12 protein-coding genes are annotated in these 16,041 nt (G+C 30.2%); 6 read left to right on the top strand and 6 right to left on the bottom strand.

The annotated features are described in order from the left end of the window. The first annotated feature begins 89 nt into the window (after positions 1–89). From ABNT65_RS15360 to ABNT65_RS15345, 4 genes are all read left to right on the top strand, one after another. Entirely contained in the window at positions 90–2,231 is a 2,142-nt protein-coding gene (locus ABNT65_RS15360; RefSeq protein WP_348703029.1) for a hypothetical protein, read from the top strand. Next, on the top strand, positions 2,231–3,421 hold the full coding sequence (locus tag ABNT65_RS15355; RefSeq protein ID WP_348746227.1) for a PilN domain-containing protein: 1,191 nt from the start codon (positions 2,231–2,233) through the stop codon (positions 3,419–3,421). The genes ABNT65_RS15360 and ABNT65_RS15355 overlap by 1 nt, the downstream gene beginning before the upstream one ends. Continuing rightward, positions 3,411–3,932 carry a hypothetical protein gene (locus ABNT65_RS15350; RefSeq protein WP_348703031.1) on the top strand — a complete coding sequence of 174 codons (522 nt, stop codon included), beginning with the start codon at positions 3,411–3,413 and terminating at the stop codon, positions 3,930–3,932. Before ABNT65_RS15355 ends, ABNT65_RS15350 begins: the two co-directional genes overlap by 11 nt. A gap of 132 nt (positions 3,933–4,064) precedes the next feature. After that, entirely contained in the window at positions 4,065–4,568 is a 504-nt protein-coding gene (locus ABNT65_RS15345) for a hypothetical protein (protein ID WP_348746226.1), read from the top strand. A 70-nt stretch (positions 4,569–4,638) separates the two neighbouring features. On the opposite strand, the gene ABNT65_RS15340 is transcribed toward ABNT65_RS15345, so the two are convergent. The 3 genes from ABNT65_RS15340 to ABNT65_RS15330 form a co-directional block, all read right to left on the bottom strand. Then, entirely contained in the window at positions 4,639–6,330 is a 1,692-nt protein-coding gene (locus ABNT65_RS15340; RefSeq protein WP_348739563.1) for a glutamine--tRNA ligase/YqeY domain fusion protein, read from the bottom strand. Positions 6,331–6,401: 71 nt separating this feature from the next. After that, entirely contained in the window at positions 6,402–7,034 is a 633-nt protein-coding gene (locus ABNT65_RS15335; RefSeq protein ID WP_348703033.1) for a hypothetical protein, read from the bottom strand. 313 nt (positions 7,035–7,347) lie between these two features. Then, positions 7,348–7,908, bottom strand: a complete 561-nt coding sequence (locus tag ABNT65_RS15330) for a YceI family protein (protein WP_348703034.1) — start codon at positions 7,906–7,908, stop codon at positions 7,348–7,350. 101 nt (positions 7,909–8,009) lie between these two features. Between ABNT65_RS15330 and ABNT65_RS15325 the strand changes: the two genes are divergently transcribed. After that, a complete protein-coding gene (locus tag ABNT65_RS15325) occupies positions 8,010–8,846 on the top strand; it encodes a helix-turn-helix domain-containing protein (protein ID WP_348703035.1) in 837 nt (278 codons plus the stop codon). Between the two features lie 35 nt (positions 8,847–8,881). On the opposite strand, the gene ABNT65_RS15320 is transcribed toward ABNT65_RS15325, so the two are convergent. The 3 genes from ABNT65_RS15320 to ABNT65_RS15310 all read right to left on the bottom strand — a co-directional run bounded on the left by ABNT65_RS15320 (position 8,882) and on the right by ABNT65_RS15310 (position 13,296). Beyond that, entirely contained in the window at positions 8,882–10,726 is a 1,845-nt protein-coding gene (locus ABNT65_RS15320) for a M1 family metallopeptidase (protein WP_348703036.1), read from the bottom strand. A gap of 72 nt (positions 10,727–10,798) precedes the next feature. Beyond that, a complete protein-coding gene (locus tag ABNT65_RS15315) occupies positions 10,799–12,439 on the bottom strand; it encodes a S8 family peptidase (protein WP_348703037.1) in 1,641 nt (546 codons plus the stop codon). An 11-nt stretch (positions 12,440–12,450) separates the two neighbouring features. Further along, entirely contained in the window at positions 12,451–13,296 is an 846-nt protein-coding gene (locus tag ABNT65_RS15310) for an MBL fold metallo-hydrolase (RefSeq protein ID WP_348703038.1), read from the bottom strand. A 302-nt stretch (positions 13,297–13,598) separates the two neighbouring features. Between ABNT65_RS15310 and ABNT65_RS15305 the strand changes: the two genes are divergently transcribed. Beyond that, the gene (locus ABNT65_RS15305; protein WP_348746225.1) at positions 13,599–16,004 is read left to right on the top strand and encodes a T9SS type A sorting domain-containing protein; all 2,406 of its coding nucleotides are present in this window, start codon (positions 13,599–13,601) and stop codon (positions 16,002–16,004) included. Positions 16,005–16,041 lie beyond the last annotated feature (37 nt).

Genomic DNA, 16,041 nt, shown 5'->3' with positions numbered 1-16,041 from the left:
ATAGAATATGATGGAGAATAAAAAACGTAGTTTCAGCACATGCTATGTAAAGAAATTTTTACCTTTTACTATTAATAAAAAATGAACCCTTGAAAAAGACTATTATTTCATTAATCGTTTTATTATTTGTTGGCTACTCACATGTATTTGCACAACAAGAAAGTAGTAGAATTCAACAATTACGTTCTACTTTAAATAACTTACAAGCTACTGTACCTGGCTTATCTCAAAAAGTAGACTTTAGTGTTAACAATATTGAGTTACCAGTTTTTGTACGATCTGTTGCTAATACACATAAAGTAAACATAAGTGTTGAACCTGAATTAAGAAGTTTAGTCTTATCCCATAATTTTTCTAATGCTTCTGTTCAGAATGTACTTTTATATTTATGTAAAGAACATTCTTTAACCATTGATTTTATAGGCAATATTTTATCTATAAAAAAATATAAACCAGAGTTAGAAAAACCAAAACCTAGAGAAATACCTGTTACTTATGATTCAAGTACAGATCATATTTCTTTAGAGCTAAATAACGATTCGTTATCTGTTGCTTTTAAAAAAATAACCAATGTTACAGGTAAAAACTTAGTGTATGCCATTGGCTTAGGAACTAAAAAGATTTCTGGGTATATACAAAACAAACCTTTTGCCAGTGCCTTAGATAAATTAGCTTTTTCTAATAATTTAATGGTTACAAAAACCAAAGATGATTATTATTTATTTGAGGATTTAGGTACAACAGCAAGTAGCAGTAATAATAGGGGAACTAACAACAGAGGAAAGCAAACTCCTAGAAGAAGATACAAAGACTCAAATTTCTATTACAAGGTTACTGACAGCATTAATAAAATAGTAGAAGTTGATTTTGAAAATGTAGATATTGCTGCTATTATTAAAGACATTGGTTATGATTTAAACATAGGAATCTTTACTAGTACTCCACTTACAGGTATTGGAAAAGCTTCAATTAAAACAAAAAACATTAGTTATGATAAATTATTAGCCAAAATTCTAGAAGATACTGCTTATACTTTTAAAAAGGAGAACAATTTATACTTTATAGGTAAAAGTGATCAAAGCTCGTTACGAAGTATTGTTACTGTTCCTTTATTACATCGATCTATTGAAATTATGTCTACACCTACAGGTGGTGGCTCAAGAGGCGGGCAATTTAGTTCTCCTAATACTTTTTTTGGACAAGGAAGCTCAACTAGTTTTAACAATCAAAGTTTAACTAATCCTAGTCAACAACGTATTGGTAGTAGTTCTGCTTTTAATTCTCAAAGACAAAATATAAATACACGTAACTCTAGTTCATTTGGAAACTACAATAGCAAAGCGGAAGCTTTAGTAAATATTCTTCCTAAAGAATTAATTCAAGGATTAGAAGTTAAGACAGATATTGAACATAATAGTTTTATTGTAAGTGGTGATACCCAAAAAATAGAGAAGTTCAAGGAATTTATTAAAAAAATAGACAAACCTGTTCCCGTTATTCTAATTGAAGTTATGATATTAGAAGTAAGTAAATCAGCTACTGTTGATACTGGAGTAGAGTTTGGGTTAGGTGAAAAGCCTGTTACAGATAGTGGTCAATTATTTCCTTCGGGAGATGTAACTCTTGGAGCAAAAACTATTAATAAAATTATAGGAGGATTTAATGGTTTTGGTTCATTAAATGTAGGAAAAGTAGTGCCTAATTTTTATGCTAAAATTAAAGCTATGGAAACCAATGGAAATGTAAAAATACGTTCTACGCCTAAACTATCTACTTTAAATGGGCATCAAGCACTATTATCTAACGGAAGACAATCATACTACGCAGTAACAAGAAGAGATATTATTGGTTCACAAAACCCTCAAACTACAGAGGTTAAAAATTATGTTCCTATTAACGCTGATTTATCCATAGCTTTAAAACCAATGGTGGCTGGTGACAACCAAATAACCATGAGTATAAACGTAGTACAATCTAGCTTTAATGGAGAGCGAATAGATAAAGAAGCTCCTCCTGGTATTGACTCTAGAGAGTTTACTTCTATTATTAGAGTAAAAGATCAGGATGTTGTTATTTTAGGCGGGCTAGAAGAAAAAGTTAAAAATGATTCTGGTTCAGGAGTTCCTTTTTTAGCAAGAATCCCTATTATTAAATGGTTTTTTAGTAGAAAAACTAGAATAGATTCTAAGAAAAAGCTATCAGTATTAATTAAACCAACCATTATTCGTTAATGCTGAAAGAAAGACTACTATACGGTAATACATACTGTTCCGTAGAACATACTATAACTGAAAACGGAAAAGAAGTCTTTTATGTGCTTTTGCTCACAAAAAAGAATAAAGAGCTTGTTATAAAAGAAACGGCTGATTTTTACAATCAAGAAGAGGTTATTAACTTTTTAAAAGAAAATAAACAACAACATATTGTCTTAGTAATAAATAACCAGCAGGTTCTTACAAAAACTGTAGAGTCTGTTGAGGAAAGTTTTAAAGTTTTACAAAGAGCTTATTCTAATTTAAATCTAAAGGATTTTTACTCTCAAATAAAAACTGCCTCTAATAAATCTTTCGTAACCTTAGCTAGAAAGTCTTATGTTGATGAAGTAATCAATTCCTACCAAATCAAAGGAATAACACCTCTTGATTTTTCATTAGGAAACTTGTCTCTTTTTAGCTTAACTGGAGTTTTTTCAAATAAAGAAAGTATTTACACTTCCAATGCTAAGGTTTATTTAGAAAACAATCAATTAATTTCTATTGCTACTAAACAATTTAGTGAAGAAAATTATTTGGTAAACGGACTCACTCTTAAAAATAACAAATTACTTACTTTAGGAGCCATTGTAGACTTATATTTAAGTAAACAAGTATACCAAGGTAAAGAACGAATAGATGAATTTGTTAGTAAAACAATTTTCACAAAAGGATTTAAAGCTGCTTTAATTGCCTTTTTTGTAGCATTACTTTTTAACTTTATTGCTTTTAACTCGTACTATTCAAAGGTTCAAAAACTAAGTGATCAGTTAGATTTATATAGAGATAACAAGGAAAAACTTACTTCGATTCAAGAAACTGTATTAGAAAAGAAAAAGTTTTTACAAGAAATTCAAAATTACTCTTCTACTAGTTATGCTAAGTATATAGATCAAATATCTAACTTTGTTCCAGCATCTATCTTACTAACTGAATTCAATTTTCAGCCATTTACAGCAACTATAAAGGAAGGAAAAGAAATAAGCAACCAACTGCATCAAATAAATATTAAAGGAGTTTTAAAGAAAGAAAACGAATTTAGTAATTGGATAGATGCTATTGAAAAAATTGATTGGGTAAAAGAGGTTTCTAAGCTAGCTATTGATAACGATAAAAAAAATAGATTTTCAAAGTTTAACATCACCATAACTATAAAAAATGAGTTATAAAAAGAAAAACATCTTCTTAGTTATTGGTATTGTATTACTTGCCATTATCACATATTCGTTAAGTATTTCTAAAACGATTGATTATAAACATAAGCTAAAAGCTCTACAGAAAGAGAAAGACGGTATTGAAAATATTTCTACACAATTAGTAACCCTAAAAAAAGAGTCAATCGATTTAGATGCTATTTTAGCTCAAGAAAACATTTCTGTTACTAATTCATTTCAGCAAATACTTTTAAAAAAAATAAATGAATATAAAAGTAAAAACTCTATTGATATTGTTGAGTTCAACAATCCCATTTCTGTAAAAGAAAATGGAGCTAACGTTTTATTATACCCATTCGTCATTAGAGGTAATTTTAATTCATTACTCAGTTTTCTGAACTTCATAGAACAACAAGGTTTGGGCGAAATCAAAAACTTTAAGTTTATAAAGAAAAAGAATTTTGCTAGAAAACGAGAGTTTTTACTACTGGAACTTTATATTAAGAAAATAGTTACAGAATCTTAGAAAAATTTTCTACAAACAGACTATTTTATAAGTAAATGAAAGTTCAAAATCGGCTTTAAAATTAACATAAAAAGAGCTTTTAAAAAGGTTAAAACCCTTACATTAGCAACATAATTGTTAAACTTTTAAACTATGAAAAAACTATTCATCCAAACATTTTTAGTACTAACCTCTTTATTCTTTTTTTCTTGTTCAGGCAATGATGACAATCCTGAAGAACAACTTTCTGTTAATGAAATTAAAATGACTGTTAATGGAGAAGAATTAATCTTCAACAAAGTAGTAGTCGGTACGTACACCTATCATGCTTATGGTGAAAATATCCCTAAGCTAACGGGAACTATTGACAACTCTACCGACAAAATTATAACTATAATTTTACGTAAAAACGATGTTGGCTCTGGCTCTTTAGCAGAAATAGAGTATCATGAAAAAGGAGTAGATTATCGTTATAGTCCTATCATAACTCATATAAACTGCTCTAAAGATGGAAAAATCACTTTTGTAACTTCTGAAAATGATGGGGCAAATTTTGCAGGAGTTTTTTCTGGAAGAATACAATCTTGTCCCATAGATACTAGAGTAATAAATTATATGAATATTACTAATGGATCTTTTAAAGTAAAAGCTAAGTAAAGAATTATTTCTTATTGTAGTTCAATAGATAAAAACACCCTGATGTTTCATCAGGGTGTTTTATTTTAAATTATTTATTCTTTTTAGCCCAAGTATCACGCAGGCCAACTGTTTTATTGAACACTAATTTTCCATCATTGGTATCATCATCAACATTAAAATACCCTAATCGTTGAAATTGGAATCGATCTCCAATACTAGCTTCTTGTAAACTAGGTTCAACAAAAGCGTTAATTACATTTAATGAGTCTGGGTTTAAAAACTCCATAAAATCTTTGTCTTTATGACTTCCTGGAGCTTCGTCAGAAAACAATCGATCATAAACTCTTACCTCAGCTTCAACTGCGTGTTTTATAGAAACCCAATGTAAAGTTCCTTTCACTTTTCGTTTACTTTCTTCAGTACCACTTCCAGATTTACTCAACGGATCATACGTACAATGAATCTCAGTAATATTACCCTCACCATCTTTAATACAACCTTCTCCTTTTATAATATAGGCGTTTTTTAAACGTACCTCCTTACCAATAGTTAAACGAAAATACTTTTTATTCGCTTCTTCTTTAAAATCTTCTCTTTCTATATATAATTCTCTAGAAAAAGGTACTTCCCTACTTCCAGAATTTTCGTCTTCAGGGTTATTTTCTGCAATTAATACCTCGTCAGTATTTTCAGGGTAATTTGTAATCACTAATTTAATAGGATTCAATACTCCCATTACCCTATTTGCTGTTTTATTTAAATCTTCACGAATTTTAAATTCTAACAACGCAACATCAATCACATTTTCCCTTTTAGAAACACCTACTGTTTCAATAAAACTACGAATTGCTGCAGGTGTGTATCCTCTTCTTCTAAGCCCTGAAATAGTTGGCATTCTAGGATCATCCCAACCTGAAACAATTCCTTCTTCTACTATTTTTAGTAACTTTCGTTTACTCATTATAGTATAACTCAAGTTTAATCGAGAAAACTCACGTTGTTTTGGCGACAATGGATACGTTTCTTTACTATACCCATACACATTATCTCTAAACCAATTATACAGTTCTCTATGAGGTTTAAACTCTAACGAGCATAAAGAGTGAGAAATTTGCTCTATATAATCACTTTCACCATGTGTCCAATCATACATTGGGTAAATTACCCAATCATTACCAGTACGATGATGTGCTTTTTTTAAAATTCGATACATGATAGGATCACGCATTAACATATTAGGTGACTCCATATCTATTTTTGCTCTCAAAACATGAGTACCTTCATCAAACTCGCCATTTTTCATTTGAGTAAAAAGTGTCAAGTTTTCTTCCACAGATCGATCTCTATATGGTCCAGCAACTCCTGGTTCAGTTGGTGTTCCTTTCTGTTGAGCCATTTCTTCAGATGTTTGAGAATCTACATATGCTTTTCCATCTTTTATCAACTGAACTGCCCAATCATATAACTGTTGAAAATAATCAGAAGAATAACATTCATTAGCCCATTGATACCCTAACCAAGACACATCCCTTTTAATAGCATCTACATATTCTTGCTCTTCTTTTGCAGGGTTTGTATCATCAAAACGAAGGTTTACTGGTGCATTATAATGTTCACCCAAACCAAAACTAATTCCAATAGCTTTCGTATGACCAATGTGTAAATAACCATTAGGTTCTGGAGGAAAACGAAAACGCAAGTTTTCTTTAGGCATTCCATTTCCTAAATCTTCCTCAATTATTTGTTCAATAAAGTTTAATGATTTCTTTTCGTCTGACATTTTCTATTAAATTGAAAGAACAAAATTACATAAAATAGTTGAGGGAACATTACCTAAACTTTACAGCTTATTTAGTTTATAATACCATACTTTTTAATTTCTTCAGGAGTCATATTATGAATAGCATTTGCTGGCGCTGCTTTTAATGTAAACCAATAAAAATCGCGCACAATATTCATTTCTTCATAATACTCTAAATACATTGTATGCACCTCACTATTCTCTGGATAATCTCCTCCTTCTTTATCACCATCTGCCCAAGAATGTACTCCTATTTTTGCCGTTACATGTGCATTTCTTTTAACACCAGCTAAAAACATATCTGTGCCTCCTGATGCTACCATTCCATTATTTGGAATGTAGGTATTTATATTTCTTTTTCTTATTTCTCGTGAAGCTAATAAATTTATATGATCATCAATTGAGCCTGGTACCTCAAGCATAACCAACGTTGTTATTTGATTATTTCTATCTAACTCTTCTTTCAAATCATCTAAAGTATTACTGTAAATAACCCCTTTCATATAAAGAGTATCTTTTAGCGCAGAATTTTCACTATAATAAAACCTAGCTGTTTGTTCTCCCATTACCTTCATCATTATTTTTTGACCTATACCTGTTGCAAAGTATACCTGAGGAAAAAAGAAAAAAGTGACCACTCCTGATAACAATAAAAAACATAAACCTATTAATAATTTTCTCATAAATTTTAATTTTTAAATTAAACATAAAAAAACTCCATATACCTTATCTAAAATTTTAGATAAGGTATATGGAGTTCATCATTCCATAAATAACAACTTACTTTCTCAATTTCTTCCTTATGTTAGAAAAGTAAGTATTTAACAATAAGACGTTAATTTCCCTTATATGTTACACTTTATGAAAAAATAGGAAACTGTTCAATAGAACAGCTTCCTAAAATTCACAGTTTTCCAAACAATTTTGTATAGATAGATCTTTCTTTAATCAAAGCTCCTTTTTTACTCATCTGCTTAAATTTAAAAACTTTAAAAATTATTGTTGATTCATTTCGATATTTACAATTACACTTATGTCTTTACCTATTGGATTCATTCCTGTCCCTAAATTAAACTCTTCTCTTTTAACTATAGTACTTAACTTTAAACCAGCTTTTTTCTTACCATTACTTCCATTTATAATACCATTCAATTTCCCTTTAAACACTGCCTCCCTCGTAATATTTTTTATTGTTAAGTTTCCTTTGACTTCAAACTGTCCTTTTTCTAGCTGTTTGTAGGTTGTGCTTTTAAAAAACACATTAGGGTATTTTGTTACTTCTAAAAAATCTGATGATTTCAAATGGTTATCTCTTCCTTTTTGATTAGTATTTATTGTAGATGCATTAATAGTAACTTCGAATGTTGGACTTTCAAATTTCTCATTACTATTTGCTGTAATATCAAAACCTTCAAAATTACCTGTTACCTCAGAAATCATAAAATGCGATACTGAAAAAGTAATGGAAGAGTGTGCTTTATCAACTTTCCAAAGAGTCTGAGCCTCTGACATATTTATAAATAAAAGAACAGTAAGTAGTAATAAGATTTTTTTCATTGATATTCTTTGTTTTTTGTGAAAGGCAAATCTAGATAGCTTATCTTAAAATATACTTATGAAAAAACGACAAAAACTTATAAATTTGTTCTTTTTTATAAATGATTACCAAGAACAAGATACCAATTCATAACATTAATAGTGAATTTAATATCAAAATTGAAGACATTCCACATATAAACCCTTATAATTATAAAGAAATGCATAGGCATAATTATTATGAATTTATGTTTTTTACTAAAGGTGGTGGGTATCAATTTATAGATTTTGATAAAATATTTCTTAAAAATAATTCTTGTTACATTGTAAAACCAAGGCAAGTTCATCTTGTAAAAAGAAACAAAGAAGCTGATGGTTTTCTAATACAATTTAAAACAACTGCTTTACCTACAGAACTAATAAATTCATTACAAATTTTACAATGTCATTCTGAGCCAAAAATTTTATTTGAAAACAAAAAAAATTTCATAGAAAAAATAAGTTCATATGTTAATTTAATGAAGAATACTAATGAATCTGAACCATTCTATGATCAAAAGTTAAGACACTTATTAACTGTTATACTTTATGATTTAGAGGCATTTTTACCAGAAAATAAAAATTTCAACTTAAAAAAAGAAAAAATATTATTTGATTTTAACACTTTAGTCAATAGTCAAAAAAATAAACTTACGGTCAACGAGTATGCTGAAAAACTAAATATATCTACTAAAAAATTGAATGAAATAGTAAAAAAAAACTATGGAATAACACCTTTACAATACATTCATAACAATTTATTATTGGAAATTAAAAGAGAGCTTATTTTTAAAGATGTAAACATTAAAGAAGTTTCCTATAGTTATGGCTTTGATAATCCTTCTAATTTTAGCTTATTCATAAAGAAAAAAACTGGATTCACACCTACTGAGCTTCAAAGAAGGTTAACTAACTTATAAAAAAAGTGAAGCTTTCGCTTCACTTTGTATTCTATCTATTTTGAAAAAGTATTATTTTTCATATTCACGTCTGCCATTAATTTTGAGGGATCAATCTCTACCGATTTTATAGCTTTTGATACTTTAAAACTATAAGTTGGATGCGCAAAAGTCCAATCCTCTATAATTATAGCTTTTGTTGGTTTTTCTCCACGCATCATACGTAATGGAATATTAAACATTTCTTTAGAACCATCTGTGTAAGTTACCTCAACATCTATGGGCATTGGCATTTTACCTATACGTTCTAATGTAATTTCTTTTCCATTAACACTTTTAATTCCATAATCAATAGTATGTGTAGTTTGTGTCCATTCATTTAAATACCAATCTAACTGAATTCCAGACACCTTTTCCGCTGTTCTTTTTACATCGTTAGGTGTTGGATGCTTAAATACAAAATCATCATAGTATTTCTTAAGTGTTTTAGCTACGTTTTCTTTACCAATAACGTACTCTAATTGTGTTAAAAATATGCATCCTTTAGAATAACTTCCCATTCCATATGCCATGTTCGTATGGTATCTATCTGCATGTGTAGACAAAGGTTCTTCCATATTATTTCCAACAACATAATTATAATACTTATACGCACCTTCATTTGGATTTTCTTTTCCTTTATTTAAAATTTCATCTACTGATTTATTCGAAATATACGTAGTAAATCCTTCGTCCATCCATGGATGTTTGGTTTCATTAGTAGCTAATAAAAACTGAAACCAAGTATGTGCTAATTCATGAGCGGTAACACCAATTAAACTGCCCCATTTACGTTTTCCTGTAATTAACGTACACATCGCATATTCCATACCTCCATCTCCCCCTTGAATAACTGAGTATTGTTTATATGGATACGGTCCTACATGCTTACTAAAGTATTCCATTAACTCAGCAGTTTTACCTGGTAATTGTTTCCAGTTAGCTAGGTACTCTCTATCTAAATCATTCTTGTATAAAAAATGTAACTCAATACCATTATCCATAACAAGCTTATCATGTTCATAATTGGCATCTGCAGCCCAAGTAAAGTCATGAACATTTGGTGCTTTAAAATGCCAACTTAACTTATCTCCTTTAGGAAGATTTAAAGGCTCATTTTCTTTTTCATAACCATGTCCTATTTCTTGTGGATTTTGTAAATATCCTGATCCTCCAACTGTATAATTCTTATCTATATGAATCGTTACATCAAAATCTCCCCAAACTCCATGAAACTCTCGTCCTAAATACGGAGGTGTATGCCAACCTTCAAAATCATATTCTGCCATTTTTGGGTACCATTGTGTCATTGACAATGCTACACCTTCTGCACTATTTCTTCCAGAACGACGAATCTGCTTTGGTACTTGTGCATCAAAAACCATATCAAACGTTACACTTTCTCCTGATTGAATAGGTGTATTTAAAGTTACCTCTAAAATAGTTCCAACTGTTTCATACTTTACTTCTGCCCCGTTCTGTTTTAGAGACTTTACGTTAATATATCCTATTTCAGAAGATGACAACTTACTAATTCTATCTCCAACTCTTTTATCTGGATCTTCAATATTTCTTGAACGAACGTCCATTTGAGAGTTTGGTTGAAAAGCATTGAAGTATAAATGATAAAATACTTTATCTAAAGCATCAGGCGAATTATTGGTATAGACTATCTTTTGTTTCCCTTTATATTGATATGTTTTTACATTCACATCAATATCCATAGTATAGTTTGCGTGTTGTTGCCAATAAGTATTGGTAACGGCTTGCTTTGTTTGTAAAGTGGGTGTTGTTTGTTGTTGATTAGCGGATGCGCAAGCAAACATCGATAGTAATGAAACCCCTAAAATTATTTTTTTCATTCTCCTTTATTTAATAAAAAAGAGCATTTTTTAAACAAATGCTCTTTTCAAATATACTTAATAATCAATAAATTATTTTCTTCCGTTCACCATTCTATCTGCCATTCTTAATGCATTATACGCATTAACTACACGTCCTGAAACTGATAATTCAGAAAAAGAAACTAATTCTCCTGTTGGGTTTTGAGCAGATTGAGAACCTGGCTTTACCACACTTAAATTAATTTTAGTTCCTGAATTCATTAAAATGTGCTTTACTTGACTCGCAGATAATTGTGGATAATAAGAACGGATTAAAGCTGCTACACCTGCAGTTGAAGGTGCAGCCATTGAAGTACCACTAAACTTTTTATACTCATTATCTGGAGTAGTAGAATGTACTTGAACTCCTGGCGCAAAAACATCTACATTCTTTTTACCATAGTTAGAAAAACTAGCTGGTAACTTTTCATTATAGTTTGAGCTCATTGCTCCAACTGTTAAGAAGTTATCAGAAATTTCATTTACTAAATCTGGAGCATCATTTGGGAATGATTTTTCAACATCAATATTTTTCCCATCATTTCCAGCTGCATTTACAATTAACACATCTTTTTTAGCTGCATATTTGATTGCATCATAAACCCATTCCTTATTTGGTGAGAAAGGTTTACCAAAACTAGTATTGATGATTTTTGCTCCATTATCTACCGCATAACGAATACCTAAAGCTACGTCTTTATCATACTCATCTCCATCAGATACTGAACGAACTGCCATAATTTTAACATTATTAGCTACACCATTCATTCCTTTTCCGTTACTTCTAGTTGCTCCTATAATACCAGAAACGTGAGATCCGTGAGCTTCATCTTTTTCTGAATGTCCAGTATTTCCGTCTCCATAACCAGGCTTATCTTTAATATCATAAGCGTTATCACCAACTACAGTTCTGTAATCAGTTTTTAAGTTATCTCCATTAATCGTTTTATCTGCTTTCTTGATACCGTTTTCAAAATATTCTTTAGCTTCTTTAAAATCAGAAAAATATCCTAACATTTGCCCAGCAAACCCAATTGCCTTTTGCAAATCAGCATCCTGACTATTAATTGCTTGAATTTCTTTTAAAGTATAATCAGGTTTTCCAAAATACTTCGTTAAAGCTTTATCAGAACTTTCACATCCAACCACTAAATTAGCATATCTATCTTTCGTTTTCTTAGCCTCATTAATTTTATTTTCTTGATACGCTTTAACTTCCGATAAGGTTTCAGCATCAGCTACAGTTGGATACATTAAAATACGCTCATATTCTAAATGTTCTGTATATGATTTACCAAGGAAATTCCATCCATTGATATCATCAACATATCCATTTTTATCATCATCAATTCCATTACCCGCTATTTCATTTTTATTAATCCAAGCAACATCTACTAAATCTTCATGTTTTAAATCTGTACCACTATCAACAACACCTACAACAACTTCAACTCCTTTTTTACCTTCTAAAAACTTATAGGCTTTGTCAACACTCATTCCTGGAATAGAATCTGTTGCTAAATCTAAATGCTGCCAGTTATCTTTTTCTACATCTGTTAACGCTGCTTTTTTTGCTGAAATATTAACTACTGCATTACTACCCGCAGGTACAGGTAACTTGTGAATTGACGAACAACCAACTAAAGTTGTAACCGCCATTGCCGAATAAAATACGGGTTTCAAAACTCTCATAAATATCTATCTTAATTAAAAATGTCTGTAAATTTATAGCTCTCTTTCAAACGAACGCCTTTTTCAGTATGTTTCACTGTGCATAATTCATTATGTGCATCATGCTCTAAAAATAGGTAAAACTCTTTATCAGCTGCTTCGTTTAAAAAAACTTGTTTTTCTTTTATTGTAAGTAAAGGTCTAGTATCATACCCCATTACATAAGGAAGTGGTATATGACCAACTGTTGGTAGTAAATCTGCCATAAAAACAATGGTTTTCCCTTTGTATTCTATTTTAGGAAGCATTTGTTTTTCTGTATGTCCATCTACAAAAATGACATCAAAACCAACTTGATCTTTTGTATTTCTATGTACAAAGTTTAATTGACCATTTTCTTCTATTGGTAAAATATTTTCCTTTAAAAAAGAGGCTTTTTCTCTTGGGTTGGGGTTTACAGCCCAATCCCAATGACGTTCATTGCTCCATACTTTGGCATTTTTAAACGCAGGCATATACCCTGTTCTATCTTTATTCCATTGAATTACACCTCCACAGTGGTCAAAATGTAAATGTGTCAAAAAAACATCCGTAATATCATCTCGATGGAATCCATGCTTAGCCAAAGAAGTATCTAAAGAAAAATCACCATACAAATAATAATAACCAAAAAACTTATCGGATTGTTTATTACCTAACCCTGTATCAACAAGCATCAATCGATCTCCATCTTCAATAAGCATACAACGCACACTCATGTCAATCATATTCTTAGTATCAGCTGGATTTGTCTTTTGCCAAATAGATTTTGGAACAACACCAAACATGGCTCCACCATCTAATTTAAAGTTACCTGTTTCTATAGGATATATTTGCATGACAACAAAGATGGGAAATTTTAACGAATTTTATGTTAAGGAAAACAAAAAAGCGTATTGATATTCAATATACTTTTACATACATTTTACAAAATAAAACTCTAGTAGATAGAATTGAAAATCAACATCAGTCTATTTCTTATTACATGTTTTATTTAAGAAAAATGTGCTTATAGCTTTTAACTTTTTAACACTTAAATCAACTTACAATTTTAATTGTATCAAAAAACCACCCTAAACGGGTGTTTTTTTGCTTTGATACTGTGTATAGGTTTGTGCCTTAAAACCTAAATATGAGCAAAATGAAATATAATTACTTTTTTTTATTAATGTTTTTAATTCCATTAACTATACATGCACAATGGATAGAACCTAAAACAATACAAGATGTATCAAATTCTTCTTTTGGAAATGCTGTTCACTATAGCAAAGATGGTAATACATTAGCTATTGCAGCCAAAAACGGAAAAGGAATGGTACGCATATACCAAAATATATCTGGTACTTGGACACAAATAGGCAATGATTTAACTGGTGAAAACGATGGTGATGCTTTTGGAACTAGTATTGACCTAAGTTCAGATGGTTCTTTAATAGCTATTGGCGCTATTTATAATAAAGGCACAAGTACTGATGCTAATGCTAGAAGAGGGGAAGTAAAAGTTTTTAGAAATATAAATGGATCTTGGCAGCAAGTAGGTGAGGATATAAGTAGCTATACCAAAGACTCTCTTTTTGGATATAGTGTAGCAATTAGTGATGACGGAAATACCTTAGCTATAGGTCAGCCTAATATAGATGTAAACGGTTATATCAGATCAGGAATTGTTCGAGTGTTTAATTTAGAATCATCTTCATGGGTACTAAAACACGATTTAGACAATACCGGTCCTTCAGCTGCACTAGGAACTTCAGTTGATTTATCTTCAGATGGAACAATTTTAGTGGCTGGTGCACCAGGATATAAAATACCTACACCAGACTGGAATAATTATAATGGTTTAGTTAGAATATACTCTAAATCGGCAGTTACTGGAAACTGGTGGAAAGAAAAAGATATTTATGGAAAGCACTTAGAAGAAATTGGTGCCAAAGTTACTATTAATCAAAACGGAACCATCATTGCTATTGGTGCTCCTTATGGTAATAGAGGTAAGAAAGCAGATGGAAGTGTTAAAGTGTATCAAAACAAAACTAATTCTTGGAATCAGTTAGGACAAACTATTCATGGAGAAAATAGTGAAGATTATTTAGGAGCAGATATTAGTTTAAGTAATGATGGTACTCTATTAGCTATAGGCATCAGTAGAGAACAAAACCCTAATAAAGAAGGAGCTGTAAAAGTTTTTCAACTAAAGACCAACACATGGAAACAACTAGGAAACACTATTAAAGGAAGCTCTAATACTGATATTTTTGGCAGTGCTGTAAGCTTAAATGGAGAAGGCAATCAACTAGCAGTTGGTGCTAGAGGGGTAAATAAAGTAGTAACTTATAAGTTAGATCCTTCTGCTTTAGACCCCATTATAAATATTCCTGATGTTAATTTCAAAGATGCGTTGTTAGATGAAGGCGATATTAATAATGATGGGGAAATACAGGTTTCGGAAGCTAAATTAATAACTTCTATTTATACATTTAATCAAAATATAGCAGACATAACAGGTATTGAATATTTAATAAACTTAGAAAGTTTATCGCTACACGATGTTAAAATAAGAACGATTAACTTATCAAAAAACACAAAGTTGAAACATCTAAGTATAGTTAATATCCAGTCAAATAATCACTTATTAACTGATATAGATATATCTAAAAACACCTTACTAAACTCTTTAAAAATTGTTAATCATCAGTTAGCAACCATAGATGTTTCGAAAAATATAGCTTTAAAAACTATAGATTTATCTGTTAATAAGTTATCCAGCATAGATGTTTCGAAAAATACTTTACTAACATCTTTAGAATTAAACGGCAATCCAATAAATCAGATTGATCTTTCCAAAAATAAAATGCTAACTAAATTAAGTTTAAGCCGCTACAAATTTAATTCTATAAACCTATCCTATAATATAGCTTTAAAAAACTTAAGCATTCAAAATAGTGAACTTACAACTATTAATTTATCTAAGAATACCGAATTAAGTTCCTTAATTTTAACCTACAATAAGCTAACAAGTATTGACCTAACCAAAAATTCTAAATTAAAATCTATATACCTACACAATAACAGGTTAACAAGCATTGATTTATCTGATAATAAAGAAATTACAAGATTCGAAATCAACGGAAATAATTTAACTTCTTTAAATCTGAAAAATGGAAATAACAACCTATTAGAAAAGTATGATTTTCGTCAAAACCCCAATCTAACCTGTATTCAAGTAGATAACAAAACTTATAGTGATGCCAATTGGAGTCATAAAAAAGACGCTACCGCTATTTATAGTGAAAATTGCGCTACTGCTTCTATTGAAGAGTTAGATAAACATAGTTTTAGTATTTATCCTAATCCTGCTAAACAAAAAATAGAAATACAAATTAAGGAAGCAGTTAAAAATATAAGTATCTATAATATCCTTGGTAAAAAAGTACAACAAGACAACCACAAACAAATAAACATTAACAAGTTAAAAAGTGGCATTTACTTATTAAAAATACATACTACATCAGGAAAGGTAGGTTTTAAAAAGTTTGTTAAAGAATAATCTAACACATACCTATTCTCTACTAAAATGATCTGTA

It is taken from the genome of Tenacibaculum sp. 190524A02b (assembly GCF_964036645.1).
GTDB classification, from domain to species: Bacteria; Bacteroidota; Bacteroidia; order Flavobacteriales; family Flavobacteriaceae; genus Polaribacter; species Polaribacter vairaonense.
This window is presented reverse-complemented; position numbering and strand designations above follow the sequence as displayed.

Bases quoted from the DNA above. Each gene is read 5' to 3' on its own strand.
- ABNT65_RS15355 (WP_348746227.1), top strand. From the start codon at position 2,231: ATGCTGAAAGAAAGACTACTATACGGTAATACATACTGTTCCGTAGAA.
- ABNT65_RS15350 (WP_348703031.1), top strand. From the start codon at position 3,411: ATGAGTTATAAAAAGAAAAACATCTTCTTAGTTATTGGTATTGTATTA.
- ABNT65_RS15345 (WP_348746226.1), top strand. From the start codon at position 4,065: ATGAAAAAACTATTCATCCAAACATTTTTAGTACTAACCTCTTTATTC.
- ABNT65_RS15340 (WP_348739563.1), bottom strand. From the start codon at position 6,330: ATGTCAGACGAAAAGAAATCATTAAACTTTATTGAACAAATAATTGAG.
- ABNT65_RS15335 (WP_348703033.1), bottom strand. From the start codon at position 7,034: ATGAGAAAATTATTAATAGGTTTATGTTTTTTATTGTTATCAGGAGTG.
- ABNT65_RS15330 (WP_348703034.1), bottom strand. From the start codon at position 7,908: ATGAAAAAAATCTTATTACTACTTACTGTTCTTTTATTTATAAATATG.
- ABNT65_RS15325 (WP_348703035.1), top strand. From the start codon at position 8,010: ATGATTACCAAGAACAAGATACCAATTCATAACATTAATAGTGAATTT.
- ABNT65_RS15320 (WP_348703036.1), bottom strand. From the start codon at position 10,726: ATGAAAAAAATAATTTTAGGGGTTTCATTACTATCGATGTTTGCTTGC.
- ABNT65_RS15315 (WP_348703037.1), bottom strand. From the start codon at position 12,439: ATGAGAGTTTTGAAACCCGTATTTTATTCGGCAATGGCGGTTACAACT.
- ABNT65_RS15310 (WP_348703038.1), bottom strand. From the start codon at position 13,296: ATGCAAATATATCCTATAGAAACAGGTAACTTTAAATTAGATGGTGGA.
- ABNT65_RS15305 (WP_348746225.1), top strand. From the start codon at position 13,599: ATGAAATATAATTACTTTTTTTTATTAATGTTTTTAATTCCATTAACT.